This is a genomic window from Bacillus sp. FSL K6-0073 (assembly GCF_038006085.1).
Taxonomy (GTDB): Bacteria; Bacillota; Bacilli; order Bacillales; family Bacillaceae_G; genus Bacillus_A; species Bacillus_A cereus.
In genome coordinates this window covers 2,821,976-2,837,296 of record NZ_JBBOUN010000001.1, presented here as the reverse complement: position 1 = coordinate 2,837,296, position 15,321 = coordinate 2,821,976, and the positions used below count along the sequence as shown (strand labels likewise).

Sequence of the window (15,321 nt, the reverse complement as noted above, 5' to 3'; positions counted from 1 at the left end):
TTCATATAAAAATTTAGGAGAAATTAAATAAGCATGAATCTAGTGTAAAGTCAGATTCATGCTAGTACTATAGCCTATGTTATGTCTTTTTTGAGGATAAATAAAGAGGAAAGCAGAATTACTATTCCATTTAATATATATACGCTTGCGATCATAAAGGCTAACGTACCTGCATCGAATATAGAAGCAAATGTTGCGATAGTCAAAAAGATAATGGGAGTCAGTAGTAAAAATATGAAACCTGCCACGATTCTTTTTTTAAAACTATGTCCAGATAAGGAAATGGCTAAAAAGTTTAGGATGCTAAACAGAGCAATTGCAAAGAGCAGGACAATAAATACTTGGATGCCATCAGACATTTTACCACTCCTTTTATAAAGAGTACTTTTTATAATCTATTCGAAATAAAAGGGGGATACTCCTTTAGGTAATTTCAATAAACGTAATAAATAGGCGTATTATAAAACAAAGAAGTATGGATTCAATATTAGATCCATACTTCTTTGTTTATTTTATAAATTCGCAGATTGTGAATGCTGTTTTTCATAATGTTTCTGCTTAGAAAGGGAAATAGAAATAATCAATAATGAAACGAGTCCGAAGATGAGAACCATATATTGTAACCCAATTGTATCTAAGAAGAAGCCTGTTCCAAGTAAGACGATTTGGAACATAACCCTCTCAAACATATTACGGAATGAGAAGAGGCGACCGTGATAACTTTTTTCCACTTTCGTTTGGAAAATCGTCGACATAATAGGGAAGAAGCAGCCAACACTAAACCCAAATAAACCAAATGATGTAAGAGCCATCCATTTTATATCGCTAAAGAACAATGACAGATGTGCAAAAGCAGTACAAACTGCGAAGAAATATAGTAATTTTTCAGGTTTGAAATGATCAGATAGACGTTTAATTACGAAGGCACCTAACATAAATGCGACACCTTCAATTGTATATATGAACCCTTTAATCGTAGGATCATGTTGCATTTCGCTAATGTTAATAACCATTAAATTAAACCCAGCTATAAATAATAGAGGGATGATACTTAATATAAGTGCTGTAAAAGCAATAGGAATTCCTTTTAAAATACGAAATACTTCCATAAAGCTATTATCTTTTGCAGCTTGTTTACTTGGTGTTGTTGATTTCTTGTCTTCGAATTGTAGGAAGAAAGTCGAGAGGAATAATAAGGCGTATGCTGCCATTGAGAAGGCATACATGTACTGTAAACTCATCACAACTAAAAGAATTCCACCTAGTGAAGTACCTGCAATACGAGCGATTGTACCAACATTCATATGTACACCATTCATTTGTAATAACTCATGCTCACGTACGATGAGTGGAATTACAGATTGTAATGCAGGGAAATAAAATGCTGCTGAAATTTGAAGAGCAACCATAAATGCAATCATAAATGCGATACTTTCAAATTGAATAGCAAAAAACATGAAAATAACACTTAAAACTCGACCAAACCCAGCGTAAAGAAGAACTTTTTTCTTTTCATACTGATCGATGACACGGCCAGCCATAGGTCCAACTAGAACACCGGCTAATAGTCCGATAAATAATATAACTGATTTCATGAAATCAGAAGGGACATATTTTTGCATAAATTCAAGGTTGCCAAGAATACCAAGCCATAATCCTAGACCTGCAATAAACTCCCCAATTAAAACAATCCAAACGTTTTTATTACGCCACATAACATAAAACCTCTCCGTCTTTTAAAATGAAAAACGCGTATATAAAACCTCCTTATTTATGTAGTATTTTTATACGAACTTTTTTAGAGTCAGAGTCTATATTACGTGTTTCATAATTGGATTTCAATCTTTTTGATTTGTCAAAAATTTGATGTGTTAATTGATGAAATAAGTGAATCAAAACGTAAAAAATTTATGATTAAAGCTAATAGAAAGTAAGGGGACATATAAAAAAGCAAGAACGTATAACTACGCCTCGCTTTTCTCAAGTACAAAATTAAATATTAGATTCACTTAGCAACATTTACGCTCTTGTCCAATAGCTAAAGCGCTAAAAGATAGTGGGCCAACAACTTCTGCGCTTGCACCACTAGTAAGGTTTTCTACAGTTAATGAATATTCGTGTGTTCCACTGCTAACGTTTTGATCTATAGCTTGAAATGTTTGTACATAGAATTGTTCAGAATCTGTAGATTCAATACCTACTTGTGCATTAAAAATTTCAATATTATCACGGAAAATTCGGAATAAAACTTGTGAAGTCTCAGTTATACCTTCTATACCAATTGTAGCGATTAATTCTACTCGATTATTACGTGAATCTCTACTTGAAATTCGCAATTTCAAATTTGCTAAAATTGCTTTATTTGGAGAAGATGGGATTGCAAAAGTTGTTTCACCAGTTTTACTAATAGGTTGAGTAGCTTGGTAATCAATGATATGAGTCATATTCTTCACCTCCTCATATACTAGAATATGAAAATAGTGAATAATTAGTTTGGACAAATACTAGATTATTTAATAGAGTCAACAATAATTATTGAAAAGAAGAAATTCACATAAAAGCATTAAGAATATATCACAATAAGATGATATTTTTCTTAATGCTTTTTGTAATTAAGCAGAATATTCTTCTTTACGTACTTCAAAAAATTCATTACGTCGTAAGTAATTATAAATTTTCTCTGAAACCTCTTCTTCTTCAGACACTAAGAAACGATGATCAAAAGCGTAGAAAGATTGACCTTTAATTAATTTTACGTAATACATATTAAACGCCTCCTGACACTAGATTATTACTTGCTTCATATTATGATGGCCTATATGTCTGCTAAAAATACTTGGAGTTTCAAAGGGGATAAGTAAAGGGATGAAAGAGCTTACAATTCTGTAAGGTTTATGTCACCTTTTTCGATAGTTTGTATTTACCAGTTTCTTCTATAATGCAAATAGGTTACATAAAATAAGGGGGTAAAAAGATGGATGAAATAATTGGAGAAGTTGTAGCTGGTATTTGTGAATTTGTAGTGGAAGTAACAGCGGATGCTATAGGAAATTTAGTTTCTGGAAATGATGAGGAAAAAGAAACATTATAATAATTTGTAAAAGAATAAAGTTGATCAAATTATAAAGGCTGATTTCTAAAGAGAAATCAGCTTTTTTATTTTTTACATTATATTAACTTAATTTGAATATTCATTTGTTATCATATTTGAGAAGCCTATATAAGGAGGTGAATAAACAAATATGTCGAATTCAGGGCCTGATTTATCTGTTTCTCGTTTGATTGTGGTAAATATAGAAGAAAAAGAATATCATTTTATTGTTCGTGAACATCCGATTGTAGGGAAATTTATATCGCTATTTGAAAATGGGAAAGAATACGGTTTAATAGATAAACAAATCGCTAATAAAGATAAATTTATTACATCGGAGCTTACTAAGTTAGATTATTTTAATATAGATGTTTTATATCTTACACCTGGGTGGATATGGATTGGTATGGATCAATTTGGTTTACATGCTCGTGAGGCTACTTATAACGAAGTAGATGTTATTATGAAGTTGAAAGAGGATTTATATTATATAGATATATACGAAGAAATAAAAATGTAGTAAATATTTATTCAGGTTAGGGGGGAAGTTCCCATAGCCTTTTTTTGTTTAATAATAAAATGCAAAATTATATTATTTTAATGAAAGGTAATATGATAAGAAGTGAGATGAAAAGAGGATTTGAAAATACATTAAGAGAATTGTAATAATTATATGAGTCGTATATGTAAATAACAATAGAAAGAAGATGCTAATATGAGTAAAGAAGAGCTTGTGAAAAAACAGTTTGGCAGCAATGCAGATAAATATGTAAATAGTAAAATACATGCTAAAGGACTGGATTTACAATATGTAGTTCAACAAGTTGAGTCTCGTCATAATAATCGTCTTCTTGATGTTGCTACTGGTGGCGGGCATGTGGCAAATATGTTAGCACCTATGTTTGAAGAAGTAGTTGCACTTGATTTAACAGAACAGATGTTAGAAAAAGCAAAAGTTTTTATAAAGCAGAATGGTCATGAAAATGTATCTTTTGTAGCAGGAAATGCAGAGAATTTACCATTTGCAGACCATTTTTTTGATACAATTACATGCCGGATTGCAGCCCATCATTTTACGAGTCCGGCTCAATTTATTTATGAAGTAAATCGTACGTTGGAGGATAATGGATTATTCATCTTAATAGATAATGTTTCGCCAGAAAATAATGAATATGATACATTTTATAATTTTATAGAAAAAAAGCGTGACCCAAGTCATGAACGAGCTCTAAAAAAGACAGAATGGCTTACTTTATTAGAAAAAAACGGTTTGCAAATGCAGTCATGTCTTACTTTTGATAAGAAGTTTGATTTTGACTGGTGGTGTAATATGATGGATGTCCCTTTACAAAAGCGTGAAAAATTAACAGAATGTATGATGAAAGCACCAAACGAAATGAAGGGATATTTTAATATTCAATTTAAAAATAATAAAGTAGAATCGTTCTATACTGAAATGGCTATGTTTATATGTAAAAAAAGTACAACGTTAAAAAGATAAATGTGTTGCAGTCTTTCTGAAGTACGATATACTTAGTACAGAGAAACTGAGAATTGAGGAATAGTTATAATGATTCGTGTACGCATTGAAGGTACTGAGGAAGAAATGCTTGAATTTATGGGGAAAATGCCAGACATTCCTGGATTTGAAAAGACACATATGAGAGAGCCGAGAAAAGGAAATAACCCGAAATACGATTCGAGTAAAAATGTACTTGCATATTTGTCTTATAAAAAGATTGAAGTCGCCAATAAATAGGCGGCTTTTTTAGTTTGCGCTGTTTCACCGCCTTGTCTTTTTTACATAATAATAATAGTAGATTATGCTCAAGAGGGGTGAGAATAGTTAATAAGAAAATTATCTTTTTTGGAGACTTTGGTATTGATGACGCCGTAGCGTTAATTTATGCAAATAAAACATGTAAATTAGATATTCTAGGTATTGTTGCTGAGTACGGGAATGTATCACGAGATATCGTTACGGAAAATGTTTATTTTTTAGAAAGGTACTATGCTACACAAGTGAAAATTATTGAAGGTGCGAGTAGACCGATGACAGCTGAAGAGCCTTTGTTTTTCCCTGAAATCCACGGGGATCACGGTTTAGGTCCTATTATTCCACCTGAGATGAGAATTTGTAAACGAGAAAATTTTTGTGAATTAATCAAATTAATCGAACCTTGTCCAGAAGATATTATAATTGTGGCGACAGGGAGACTAACGACGCTTGCTACGTTATTTTTATTGTATCCAAATATAATGGATCGTATTTGTTCGTATTATATAATGGGCGGCGCTTTCCTATTTCCAGGTAATGTTACACCAGTATCTGAAGCGAATTTTTATGGTGATCCAATTGCAGCAAATATTGTTATGAAATATGCGAAAAACGCTAGCATATACCCGTTAAATGTAACACAGGGCGCGCTTATAACACCTGAAATGGCCAATATAATAGATAAACAAGGAACTGGACAGGCGAAACTCATTAAACCAATGATTGATTTTTATTATGAGAACTTTTATAAAAAAGAATATCCGGGTATTGGTGGAAGTCCTATACACGATTTACTACCGTTTATCTCGTTTATAAATGACAGTATTTTCGAATATAAAAAATCGGCAGTGTGGATTAGTACGACAAATGATGTGACTAGGGGCCAAAGTGTAGCAGACTTTAGAAAAATAGCTGAGCCAACAAGGTTTGATGATCGGCCGATTCAAAGAATTGCTGTTGGTTTTAACTATGCAGCTTTTAAAGAAGAGTTTATGCGAACAATATTGAAGCCAGATTGTCCTTAATGTGTGTAATAACAAGTCGGATAAATCGTTAGTTCAAAAAAAGGTTTAATCTGTGTGTATTATTCTCAAAAATCTTAAAGTTGAACAACATGAATAACTTATGAAAAATGTCACATAACTAATGGTAAGCAATTGTTTCTAATTATATTTTGATTGGTGAAATGTAAAGGAGGTTATTATATGATTTGGTCTTTAATCGTCGGTGGTATATTAGGATGGCTTGCGAGCTTAATTACTGGAAAAGACGTACCTGGTGGTGTAATTGGTAATATTATTGCTGGTATTATCGGTTCTTGGGTTGGTTCGAAATTACTTGGTAGTTTTGGTCCAGTCATTGGCGGATATGCAATTATTCCAGCTTTAATCGGTGCGATCATTTTAATTTTCATCGTAAGCTTCTTATTACGAGCAATGCGAAAATGAATGTAAGGACTGTTTACATTTGTAAGCAGTCCTTTTTATATGTTATGCTAGTATTATACAATCAGGAGGTGTCAGCATTGAAAACATTCACAGTAAATTTCCATCAAGAAGATAATGCTAAAGCGACAACAGTACATAAATTAAGTGAAGAGGACTTTAACAAAGCAACAGAAAAAGGCACTCGTCATCTATTTGATTTAGATACAAACGTTGGATTCTTCGTATTCTTTGATGCAGAAGATGCAGAAGGAAACGATCAATACTTAATGTTACAATACGAAGGTGATCATGAAGAGCCAACTGCGTGCTACGGATTTGATTTAAAACTATACTATCAATTTTTAGCACTGTACTTAAACGATCTTGAGTTCCAAGGTGAAACAGATGAGGAAGAGGAAGAATACGGTCCAATTCATCATTTAGCGCATTTACTTTATCATATTGTTGAAGATGGTAAATCAATCGAAGTGTAATATACATATTTGAAGCTGCCCTTTTTGGGCAGCTTTTTTATATGACATTGGAATGGTGTACTGTGAGCTAAATAAAGTGAAACTTTAATCAGTGGGGTGTTCATCCCCACTGATTATCAGCCCTCACCAATCGGGCTTTTACGGACAGCAGGGCCCCCACCTAACTTCTTTGTTTCCGCTGAATTTTGAGGTGGGGATCTTACTGCCCGGCAAATAGCGGGATAAATTAATAATAGAAATTTATTTATTACTTTCATGTTAGCATCGTAAAACACCTGTTATAATGATTGTAATTAAATTCATGGAGGCTAATTTTATGCTTGTAGATGTAAAAGCTTTTATTAAAGCTGCAGGTTTAACATGTATTTCATCATTAAGTGGAGATAACACGTTTGCTTATAATTTTGAAACTGTAAAAAATACTATCGCTACATTTTTTAAGAAGCTAAGATTTACCGTATAATTTTATTTTAACCAGTAGGAAAAGAGTAATCACTTCCTACTGGTTTTTTTCTGTTTCAAGGAGCTGTTGTGAGAGCATGTTTTAAGTTATAGATAGAGGATATTATCATTGAGAAGAGAAGGTTTAAATAAGGAGATGAAAATGGTTTCGTTTATCAGGAGGTAGTTACTTCGGATATAACAGACTTGGTTACTTTTTAGAAACAGCTTTTGTAATATATTTTGTACAAGCTTTTGGAGAGAGTGAAGCACTGACTTTTTTGGAACAAACATAATTTGAAAAGTAGTGTAATGGGTTGGTTAACGAAATGAATAAGATGCAATAGGGGGTAAAGATGATGAAAATATATTTAAAAATAGTTATGTTATTTTTGGTGTTTACATGTATGTTTGCGCTAGCCGCATGTAAAGAGACAGACGAAAAAAAGGAAACAAATCCAACCTCGGAAAATAATAAAAATGAACAAAGTAATTTTTCAGAAGAACAGAAAAATCCTGAAGCAAAACCAAGCAATGAAAAAACAACAAAACCATCGCCTGACCCAGATTCGAAAAATAGAACACTTAATCAAAAATCAATTAACCACGTTAAAGATTTGTTTGAACTCGCAAAAGAAGGAAAAGTACCTAATGTACCATTTGGAGCCCATACAGGGGATATTGAAGAAATTGAAAAAGCGTGGGGGAAAGCAAATAAAACCGAATATGCAGGGAACGGAATGTACGCAACTTTTACAAATAAAAATATTGTTTTCGGATTTAATAAAGGGTCACAAGTTTTTGATGTACGCTCATATCATGCAGAACTAAAATTGATTACATTACAAGAAATTGAAAAAGCATTAGGAAAACCATCTTCAGTTAAAGAGAATGGTGAAGATAAAATATATGTATACAAAGTAAATAACCAGTATGAGCTGAAATTTGTCATTCCAAAATCGACTGGTAAGGTAGATCATATTTCTGTATTTTCACCAGAGGATAGTATTAATAAAATGGCAGGATAAGAAATTAAGTGATTTCAAAAACACCTCACTTTCCTTAAATGAGGTGTTTTTAGTTGTAAATAAGGAACGTCTCCTGCCATATAAAACATACTTTCATACGCGAAATACTTCACTTTTGTTTTTTAATATTCATCCAATAAGAAATATTGATCTACTGAAAAAGTAGTAACCTATAAATTATGTGTAGGCTGGTTCGTGATTTTTTTACGTTCTAAATTTTGAACAAACAGTGCTTGAACAATACCTCCAATTAATAAGAAACTAGCACAAATATAAAACAGCATACTTCCATTTAACTTACTTAATAAAACTGCACCAATAACTGGTCCGCACGTTCGAGATATATCCCAGTGTATACCGTAAATTGAAAAATATAAACCACGTTTATTGTGAGGTGCAATTTCTGAAACGAATCGTAATAAGTGGTTTAGAGCAATACTTTCTCCAATGACTAAAAAGAGTAAGGTGAAGAATAACGACAATATCGTCGTTGAATAACTAAAGCCAACTGCAGCTATTGTATAGCAGGCGTAAGAAATAAGGATGATTTTCGCCATAGAAAATCGTTCAGACCATTTTACGAGGAAGATTTGTAGTATGATTTCCAAAATGGCTTTGCATGTTGAAATAAATGCGAGTATGAATACGAGATTAGGAAATACATGTTCTGCAAAAATACGATAATTCGTCTCAGTTTGTGCATAAAAAAAGCTAATAGGGAGTGTAGAAACCATAAGACCGAATATAGCATAATGTTTAAAAATAAATTGCTTTGGTGAACTTGCCTCAACTGTTTGTTTCGACTTACTCATAGGTGGAACGGTTTCTGGGAGCTGGGTCCAAACAACAACGGCATATATCGTAAGGGTTACACTTTGCACGATAAATAAATATTCTGGGTGAGTATTATAAAAACATGCACCGATTAAAGGGCCGACTACGGATCCAATTGCTCCCATCGTTTGTAGGAGAGCAAAAATTTCTGCTTGCTGCTCTTGTTTTGTTAAATCAGCAATTTGTGCACGCTGAGCTGGAATGTATAAGGAACGGCCAATACCATTAATGACATATAACAGTGCAAATATAAAAACAGATTGAGCGAAAACGAAACTGCCGATTGCAACACCTTGTAGTAATAATCCGAGTAACATAATCTTTTTTCGGCCATATTTATCAGTAATTCCTCCAGCAATAAGCGTAAATAAAATGTCTGAAAGTGGCTGTAATCCGAAAATTAGCATAGTTATTATTACATTGCCGTTTAACATTTTATTGACGTAAATAATCATAATGAGAGCTAACATAGATTCAGTCGTTCGGGTTAATAATTCACCACACAATCTAATAAAAATAGGTTTATTGTAACGAAGTAAGAGATAATTCAATATTAATTCCTCCTTTCTATATTGAAATGATAAGATGAAAGGAGAGTTGGAAAAAGGGTAGAGACTATAGGGAGGATTTTTCACCTTTTAGGGGGAGTATGATGTTTATTTTAGATCAATACATTGAACTATGGATTGCTTATGGAAAAGGAAAAAAAGAGGGAGAACGATTGGAAGTAACAGTGCAAAATATATCTGGTACATTATTTTGTACAGAGCGCAATAGTAAGTTAATTATAAAAAAATTAGATGAGTTAAATTGGATCAAGTGGTTTCCAGGTCGCGGCAGAGGAAATCGGTCTAAGTTAATATTTCAAAAGCACCCGATATCTTTAATTTTAGATAGAGGAAAAGAAATAACGAAAAAAGGGGATGTGAAAAGCGGAAGTATATTTGTGGAACGCTATAGCTCACATTTTCCATCAGTAAAGGGAGAATATCATTCCTGGGTGGATTCAATATTTGGTCATAAGGTTGAAATGACATCTGAAGGGAGAAGAGATGTACTCCGGTTGCAAGTACAAATGAATTTAGATATCACATTAGATCCTGTATACGCTACAATGCGCTCAGAATGCCATATGGTAAAACATATATTCGACACACTCGTGTATGTAGACGGTAATACAAACATTATAGAGCCAAGACTTGCATTTCACTGGGAATATAATGACGCTGAAAAAATATGGACGTTTTACTTACGAAAAGGAGTTCACTTTCATAATGGAAAACAACTTACTGCACATGATGTTATATACTCGTTGAATCGATTTATGAAGCTGGAAAATAATGCACACGCATGGATGTTACAACACGTTGAAAGTATCCGTTCAGTGGATGACTACGTTTTCGAAATTCAATTACATACAGAAAATCGAATGTTTTTACATATGCTAAGTGCAGAACAGTGTTCTATCGTGAATGAAGATGAAGCAGGAGGGCTAATTGGAACCGGGCCTTTTCAATTATATAAAAGTAATGAAAATCTGTTCATTTTAGAAGGACATCCTTTATATTTTCGTGAAAGACCTTTTTTAGATCGTGTTGAGTTGTGGAATGTAGAACAAGGTGTAGGTACATACGATGTTTTAGTAAAGGCGCAGTATAAAGATAAAGAAAAACATAATAAAGAATTGTCTCGGCTTGAGTCGAACGTGACATATATAACATGTAATCTTACGAAAGAAGGACCAATGCAAGATGAGTTATTTCGGAAAGCGTTATATAACATCATTCATGGTTATACAATCGTTCAAGAACTCGGCGGAGAACGTGGAGAAGTGGCAAAAAAACTAATATTAGCAGGTGAAAGCATTGTAGAGATTGAGGAAGATGTAGAAAGTTTAATTAAAAGGAGTACTTATCATAATGAAGTGCTACAACTCTACACATTTACAGGACGAGATCATGTTGAAGATGCACAGTGGATACAAAAAGAGTGTGCGAAATATGGGATTCGTGTAGAAAATAATTTTCTTGATATAGAAGAGCTATTGGAAGTAAGTACGATACAAAAGGCCGATATGATGCATGATAGTGCCACAATTAGTGAACGAATAGAAGATAGTCTATTATATATGTTTCTTACAAAAAATAGTTTTATTCATGGACAAAGCAGCATGGACTTTCATGAAAAGTTGTCTCCTTATTTTAGACAAGAAGAATTAGAGAAAAGAGTTACACTGTTACGTGATATCGAGGATACTTTGTTACGTCAAATTCATATTATTCCTTTATATCGTAATAAACAAGAGGTAAGTACACATGAAAAAGTTCAAAATATAATGATTAATTCACAAGGTTGGATTGATTTTTATAATATTTGGTTTAAGTCTTGATATATAAGGGCTTTTGCACATTTTCATAAGGTGTGTAAGAGCCTTTTTTGTATGTAGGAATAGGTTTGTTTTACACATTGTTACGCTACTTGTGATAAAAGTTTATTTACAGCGTAACAGTGTTATGTTACATTATTATCAGGAAGGAGTGTTATACAGTTGAGTACAGATTTAATTTCAAAAAAAGATTTATTAGAACTAACTGGTATTTCATATGGACAGTTATATAGGTGGAAAAGAAAAAATTTAATTCCGGAAGATTGGTTTGTACGAAAATCAACGTTTACAGGTCAAGAGACATTTTTTCCGAAAGAAAAGATATTAGAGCGTATCGATAAAATCCAAACGATGAAAGAGGATTTATCACTTGATGAACTAGCTAACATGTTTTCACCGAGTGTGAGAGAAATTCTTTTAACAAAGGAAGACATTTTACGCAAGGGGATTGCATCAGAACCAGTTTTACAATTTTTCATAGAACAAACGAATAAAAGAGCAGATTTTCAATTTGTAGATATTCTTTATGTGTACATGTTAGAAGAATTACTACAATCAGGAGAGATTAGTTTAGAAGAAGGAAAAATGGTCTTGCAAGTTTTACGTGAAAATTATGAAGCAATTAAACATAAAACTTGTGACTTAATCATTGTCCGAAAGTTAGGGATTTCTACATGTTTATTAGTTTCAAACGTGGACGATTTAATTTTTGAAAAAGGCACCAAAATCGTTTTACGCGAAGCGATTATGAAATATACCGAAGCATTAAAAACTAAATTGTTGTAGTGGAGGAGAAAGTATGCGTACAGATAATTTGATTATAAATGGTTACGGTTCATCGAATGGCGGCGAGTTTCATAAAGTGCAATTAAACGGAAAAGGAACTGTGAATGGAAATGTTGAATGTGAGCAATTTGAATGTAACGGTTACGGTGCAGTTACTGGCAATTTGAAAAGTAGTAGTGCACGAATTAGCGGATCTGGTAAAGTTGATGGCACAGTTCATGCTGAAACGATGCGAATTGATGGAAAAGCAACAATTACGCAAAATGTAAAAGCAAACAGTTTGAAAATTGCAGGAAAAGGTACGATAGGTGGAAATGTCACTGGTGAAGAATTTAAAGTCAATGGTCAAGCTACAATTGACGGTAATTGTGAAGTGGATACTTTTTCTTCAGAAGGACAATTTACAATCGGTGGTTTATTAAACGCAGATGAAATTAATATAAATATTCACGGTACATGTCGAGCGAAAGAAATTGGTGGTCAAACGATTAAAGTAAGACATAGATCAGGTACATTTAGTAGGCTATTTAAAACAGTGTTTGGCTTGCAGTTAGAAGCTGAACTATTAGAAGGTGACAATATCGATATTGATTATGCTCACATAAGAACAGTAAGAGGAAACAATGTTACAGTAGGAGCAAACTGTGAGATTGAACTGATTGAATATACTGGTGTTCTTACTGTTGATAAAAATGCAAATGTAAAAGAAATTAAGCAGGTTTAACGGAAGGGAGAAATCAGTATGGAACATCCACATAGTCTGACAGTAAATGGTTCTGGTAATTCAGCAGGCGGAGATTATAATAAAGTGAAGATTCGCGGTGAAGGAACAATTACGAATGATATGAGTTGTAATGAGTTTAAAACGTACGGAACGAGTGATGTACGCGGTAATATGAAAGTGAAAAATTATGTCGTGTATGGAGATAACGAAGTACAAAGAAATGTAGATGCGGAATATGTAAAAGTATATGGTAATACACAAATTCATGGTGATGCTCATATTGAAAAAACAAAAGTTAGAGGTATGATAAATATTGAAGGAAAGTTTTCAGGTGATTTCGTAGATGTAAAAGGTGCTTTAAATGTAAAGGGAGATATTGAAGTAGAAGATTTATCATTAACTGGTGGTCTTGAAAGTGATGGATTACTTAATGCTGAAAATATTGAAATTTCACTTCGTTATGAAGGCAGTAAGATAAGAGAAATTGGTGGTAAAAAAATTACCGTTCGTAAAAAGGCGAGATTTATTCCTTTTACTAGTCATGCTGGGAGCCTCCAAACTTCGATTGTTGAAGGAGATGATATCTATTTAGAACATACGATCGCTGAAGTGGTAAGAGGCAACAACGTCACAATTGGTCCTGGATGTGAAATTAGTGTTGTAGAATATCATACTAGTTTTAATCAAAAAGGTAATGCAGTCGTAAAAGAACATAAACAAATATAAGTAGTATGAGGGAGAGTAAGAGATATGGTTGAGAAGAATAATAAGCTCGGCTTTGTTGTGGCGGGCTTATTGCTAGGTATTTTAATGGCATCGATGGATAATACCATTGTTGTAACGGCGATGGGAACAATCGTTGGTGACTTAGGAGGCCTTGAAAACTTTGTATGGGTCGTTTCTGCCTATATGGTCGCAGAAATGGCAGGCATGCCGATTTTCGGTAAGCTATCAGATATGTATGGTAGAAAGAGATTCTTTATTTTCGGTTTAATTGTCTTTATGATTGGTTCGGCACTTTGTGGTACTGCTGAAAATATTACACAGTTAGGTATTTATCGTGCCATTCAAGGTATTGGTGGCGGGGCATTAGTGCCGATCGCGTTTACTATCGTTTTTGATATTTTTCCACCTGAAAAACGCGGGAAAATGGGTGGTTTATTCGGAGCTGTATTTGGATTATCTAGTATTTTCGGGCCATTACTTGGCGCATATATTACCGATTACATTAGCTGGCACTGGGTATTTTATATTAACTTACCACTTGGCATTTTAGCACTTATTTTTATTACATTCTTTTATAAAGAATCACGCGTTCATAGAAAGCAAAAAATTGATTGGTTTGGCGCAATTACTTTAGTTGGTGCAGTAGTTTCACTAATGTTTGCTTTAGAACTAGGTGGACAAAAGTATGATTGGGATTCTAACTTTATTTTAAGCTTATTTGGCGGATTCGTTATTTTAATTATTGCATTTATTTTTATTGAACGTAAAGTAGAAGAACCGATCATTTCATTTGAAATGTTTAAACAACGTTTATTCGGAATGAGTACCATTATTGCATTATGTTACGGTGCTGCGTTCATGTCAGCAACTGTATACATACCGTTATTCATTCAAGGTGTATACGGTGGTAGCGCAACAAACTCAGGATTATTACTTTTACCGATGATGTTAGGATCAGTCGTAACAGCTCAATTAGGTGGATTTTTAACGACGAAGCTTAGCTACCGAAACATTATGATTATTTCTGCTGTTATTATGCTAATTGGACTATTCTTATTAAGCACATTAACGCCAGAAACAAGTCGTATATTATTAACGGTTTATATGATTATTATTGGATTTGGAGTAGGTTTCTCATTCTCTGTACTAAGTATGGCAGCTATTCACAACTTCGGTATGGAACAGCGCGGATCTGCAACTTCAACGAGTAATTTCATTCGTTCATTAGGAATGACACTTGGTATTACAATCTTCGGAATGATTCAAAGAACAGGTTTCCAAGATCAATTAGAAGAAGCTTTTAAAGGTATGAGTGGAGGAATGAATACAAACGCTTTAGGAGATTCAAGAGCTATTCTATCAGAATCGGCAAGATCTCAAATCCCGCCGCACATATTAGATAAAATTATTGACGCTCTTTCTAGCTCCATTGTTCAAACATTTATGTGGGCATTAGTACCAGCAGGTCTAGCATTCATATTTATTTTCTTTATGGGAAATGAGCGTATGGTAATTAAGAAACAGCAAACGAATAAAAAGAGTGAAACATCAAAAGCGTAATGAAAAAGCTCCTTTCCAATTGGAAAGGAGCTTTTTCGTATGTACGG

18 protein-coding genes and 1 pseudogene are annotated in these 15,321 nt (G+C 33.4%); 14 read left to right on the top strand and 5 right to left on the bottom strand.

Annotated elements, in window-relative coordinates; translation table 11 throughout:
• Window positions 1–74 precede the first annotated feature (74 nt).
• The 4 genes from MHB52_RS14785 to MHB52_RS14770 all read right to left on the bottom strand — a co-directional run bounded on the left by MHB52_RS14785 (window position 75) and on the right by MHB52_RS14770 (window position 2,765).
• Window positions 75–359, bottom strand: coding sequence for a hypothetical protein (locus MHB52_RS14785; RefSeq protein ID WP_044797261.1), 285 nt, complete (start codon window positions 357–359; stop codon window positions 75–77).
• 153 nt (window positions 360–512) lie between these two features.
• Window positions 513–1,715: an MFS transporter gene (locus tag MHB52_RS14780; protein WP_061664225.1), complete on the bottom strand. Its 1,203-nt coding sequence runs from the start codon at window positions 1,713–1,715 to the stop codon at window positions 513–515.
• A 294-nt stretch (window positions 1,716–2,009) separates the two neighbouring features.
• Window positions 2,010–2,444, bottom strand: coding sequence for an exosporium protein ExsC (gene exsC, locus MHB52_RS14775; RefSeq protein ID WP_000148806.1), 435 nt, complete (start codon window positions 2,442–2,444; stop codon window positions 2,010–2,012).
• Between the two features lie 168 nt (window positions 2,445–2,612).
• Window positions 2,613–2,765: a YqbF domain-containing protein gene (locus MHB52_RS14770; protein WP_000291905.1), complete on the bottom strand. Its 153-nt coding sequence runs from the start codon at window positions 2,763–2,765 to the stop codon at window positions 2,613–2,615.
• Window positions 2,766–3,242: 477 nt separating this feature from the next.
• Between MHB52_RS14770 and MHB52_RS14765 the strand changes: the two genes are divergently transcribed.
• The 9 genes and pseudogenes from MHB52_RS14765 to MHB52_RS14725 all read left to right on the top strand — a co-directional run bounded on the left by MHB52_RS14765 (window position 3,243) and on the right by MHB52_RS14725 (window position 8,258).
• A complete protein-coding gene (locus MHB52_RS14765; protein WP_000071478.1) occupies window positions 3,243–3,611 on the top strand; it encodes a hypothetical protein in 369 nt (122 codons plus the stop codon).
• Between the two features lie 195 nt (window positions 3,612–3,806).
• On the top strand, window positions 3,807–4,592 hold the full coding sequence (locus MHB52_RS14760; RefSeq protein ID WP_000031305.1) for a class I SAM-dependent methyltransferase: 786 nt from the start codon (window positions 3,807–3,809) through the stop codon (window positions 4,590–4,592).
• Between the two features lie 69 nt (window positions 4,593–4,661).
• Complete coding sequence (locus MHB52_RS14755) at window positions 4,662–4,850, top strand: DUF3970 family protein (protein ID WP_000621885.1); 189 nt, start codon at window positions 4,662–4,664, stop codon at window positions 4,848–4,850.
• Window positions 4,851–4,927: 77 nt separating this feature from the next.
• Window positions 4,928–5,893: a nucleoside hydrolase gene (locus MHB52_RS14750; RefSeq protein ID WP_001223681.1), complete on the top strand. Its 966-nt coding sequence runs from the start codon at window positions 4,928–4,930 to the stop codon at window positions 5,891–5,893.
• A 180-nt stretch (window positions 5,894–6,073) separates the two neighbouring features.
• Window positions 6,074–6,316: a GlsB/YeaQ/YmgE family stress response membrane protein gene (locus tag MHB52_RS14745; protein ID WP_000638306.1), complete on the top strand. Its 243-nt coding sequence runs from the start codon at window positions 6,074–6,076 to the stop codon at window positions 6,314–6,316.
• A 77-nt stretch (window positions 6,317–6,393) separates the two neighbouring features.
• Complete coding sequence (locus tag MHB52_RS14740; protein WP_000847587.1) at window positions 6,394–6,789, top strand: hypothetical protein; 396 nt, start codon at window positions 6,394–6,396, stop codon at window positions 6,787–6,789.
• A 316-nt stretch (window positions 6,790–7,105) separates the two neighbouring features.
• Window positions 7,106–7,252: a hypothetical protein gene (locus MHB52_RS14735; RefSeq protein WP_000959548.1), complete on the top strand. Its 147-nt coding sequence runs from the start codon at window positions 7,106–7,108 to the stop codon at window positions 7,250–7,252.
• Between the two features lie 139 nt (window positions 7,253–7,391).
• Window positions 7,392–7,563 (top strand): annotated as a pseudogene (locus tag MHB52_RS14730) (aminopeptidase); the annotation flags it as partial.
• Between the two features lie 23 nt (window positions 7,564–7,586).
• Entirely contained in the window at window positions 7,587–8,258 is a 672-nt protein-coding gene (locus MHB52_RS14725; protein ID WP_001987496.1) for a YjgB family protein, read from the top strand.
• 170 nt (window positions 8,259–8,428) lie between these two features.
• Here the strand turns inward: MHB52_RS14725 and MHB52_RS14720 are convergent, their stop codons facing one another.
• Window positions 8,429–9,643: an MDR family MFS transporter gene (locus tag MHB52_RS14720; protein WP_001108458.1), complete on the bottom strand. Its 1,215-nt coding sequence runs from the start codon at window positions 9,641–9,643 to the stop codon at window positions 8,429–8,431.
• A 101-nt stretch (window positions 9,644–9,744) separates the two neighbouring features.
• On the opposite strand from MHB52_RS14720, the gene MHB52_RS14715 reads away from it, so the two are divergent.
• The 5 genes from MHB52_RS14715 to MHB52_RS14695 all read left to right on the top strand — a co-directional run bounded on the left by MHB52_RS14715 (window position 9,745) and on the right by MHB52_RS14695 (window position 15,274).
• Window positions 9,745–11,481 (top strand): ABC transporter substrate-binding protein, encoded by a 1,737-nt coding sequence (locus MHB52_RS14715; RefSeq protein ID WP_000470200.1) that lies wholly within the window; start codon window positions 9,745–9,747, stop codon window positions 11,479–11,481.
• Window positions 11,482–11,640: 159 nt separating this feature from the next.
• Complete coding sequence (locus MHB52_RS14710) at window positions 11,641–12,264, top strand: YhbD family protein (protein WP_000102244.1); 624 nt, start codon at window positions 11,641–11,643, stop codon at window positions 12,262–12,264.
• Between the two features lie 13 nt (window positions 12,265–12,277).
• The gene (locus MHB52_RS14705; RefSeq protein ID WP_001258387.1) at window positions 12,278–12,988 is read left to right on the top strand and encodes a bactofilin family protein; all 711 of its coding nucleotides are present in this window, start codon (window positions 12,278–12,280) and stop codon (window positions 12,986–12,988) included.
• Between the two features lie 18 nt (window positions 12,989–13,006).
• On the top strand, window positions 13,007–13,714 hold the full coding sequence (locus MHB52_RS14700; RefSeq protein ID WP_061664224.1) for a cytoplasmic protein: 708 nt from the start codon (window positions 13,007–13,009) through the stop codon (window positions 13,712–13,714).
• Between the two features lie 24 nt (window positions 13,715–13,738).
• Window positions 13,739–15,274 (top strand): MDR family MFS transporter, encoded by a 1,536-nt coding sequence (locus MHB52_RS14695; protein WP_061664223.1) that lies wholly within the window; start codon window positions 13,739–13,741, stop codon window positions 15,272–15,274.
• The last annotated feature ends 47 nt before the right edge of the window (window positions 15,275–15,321 follow it).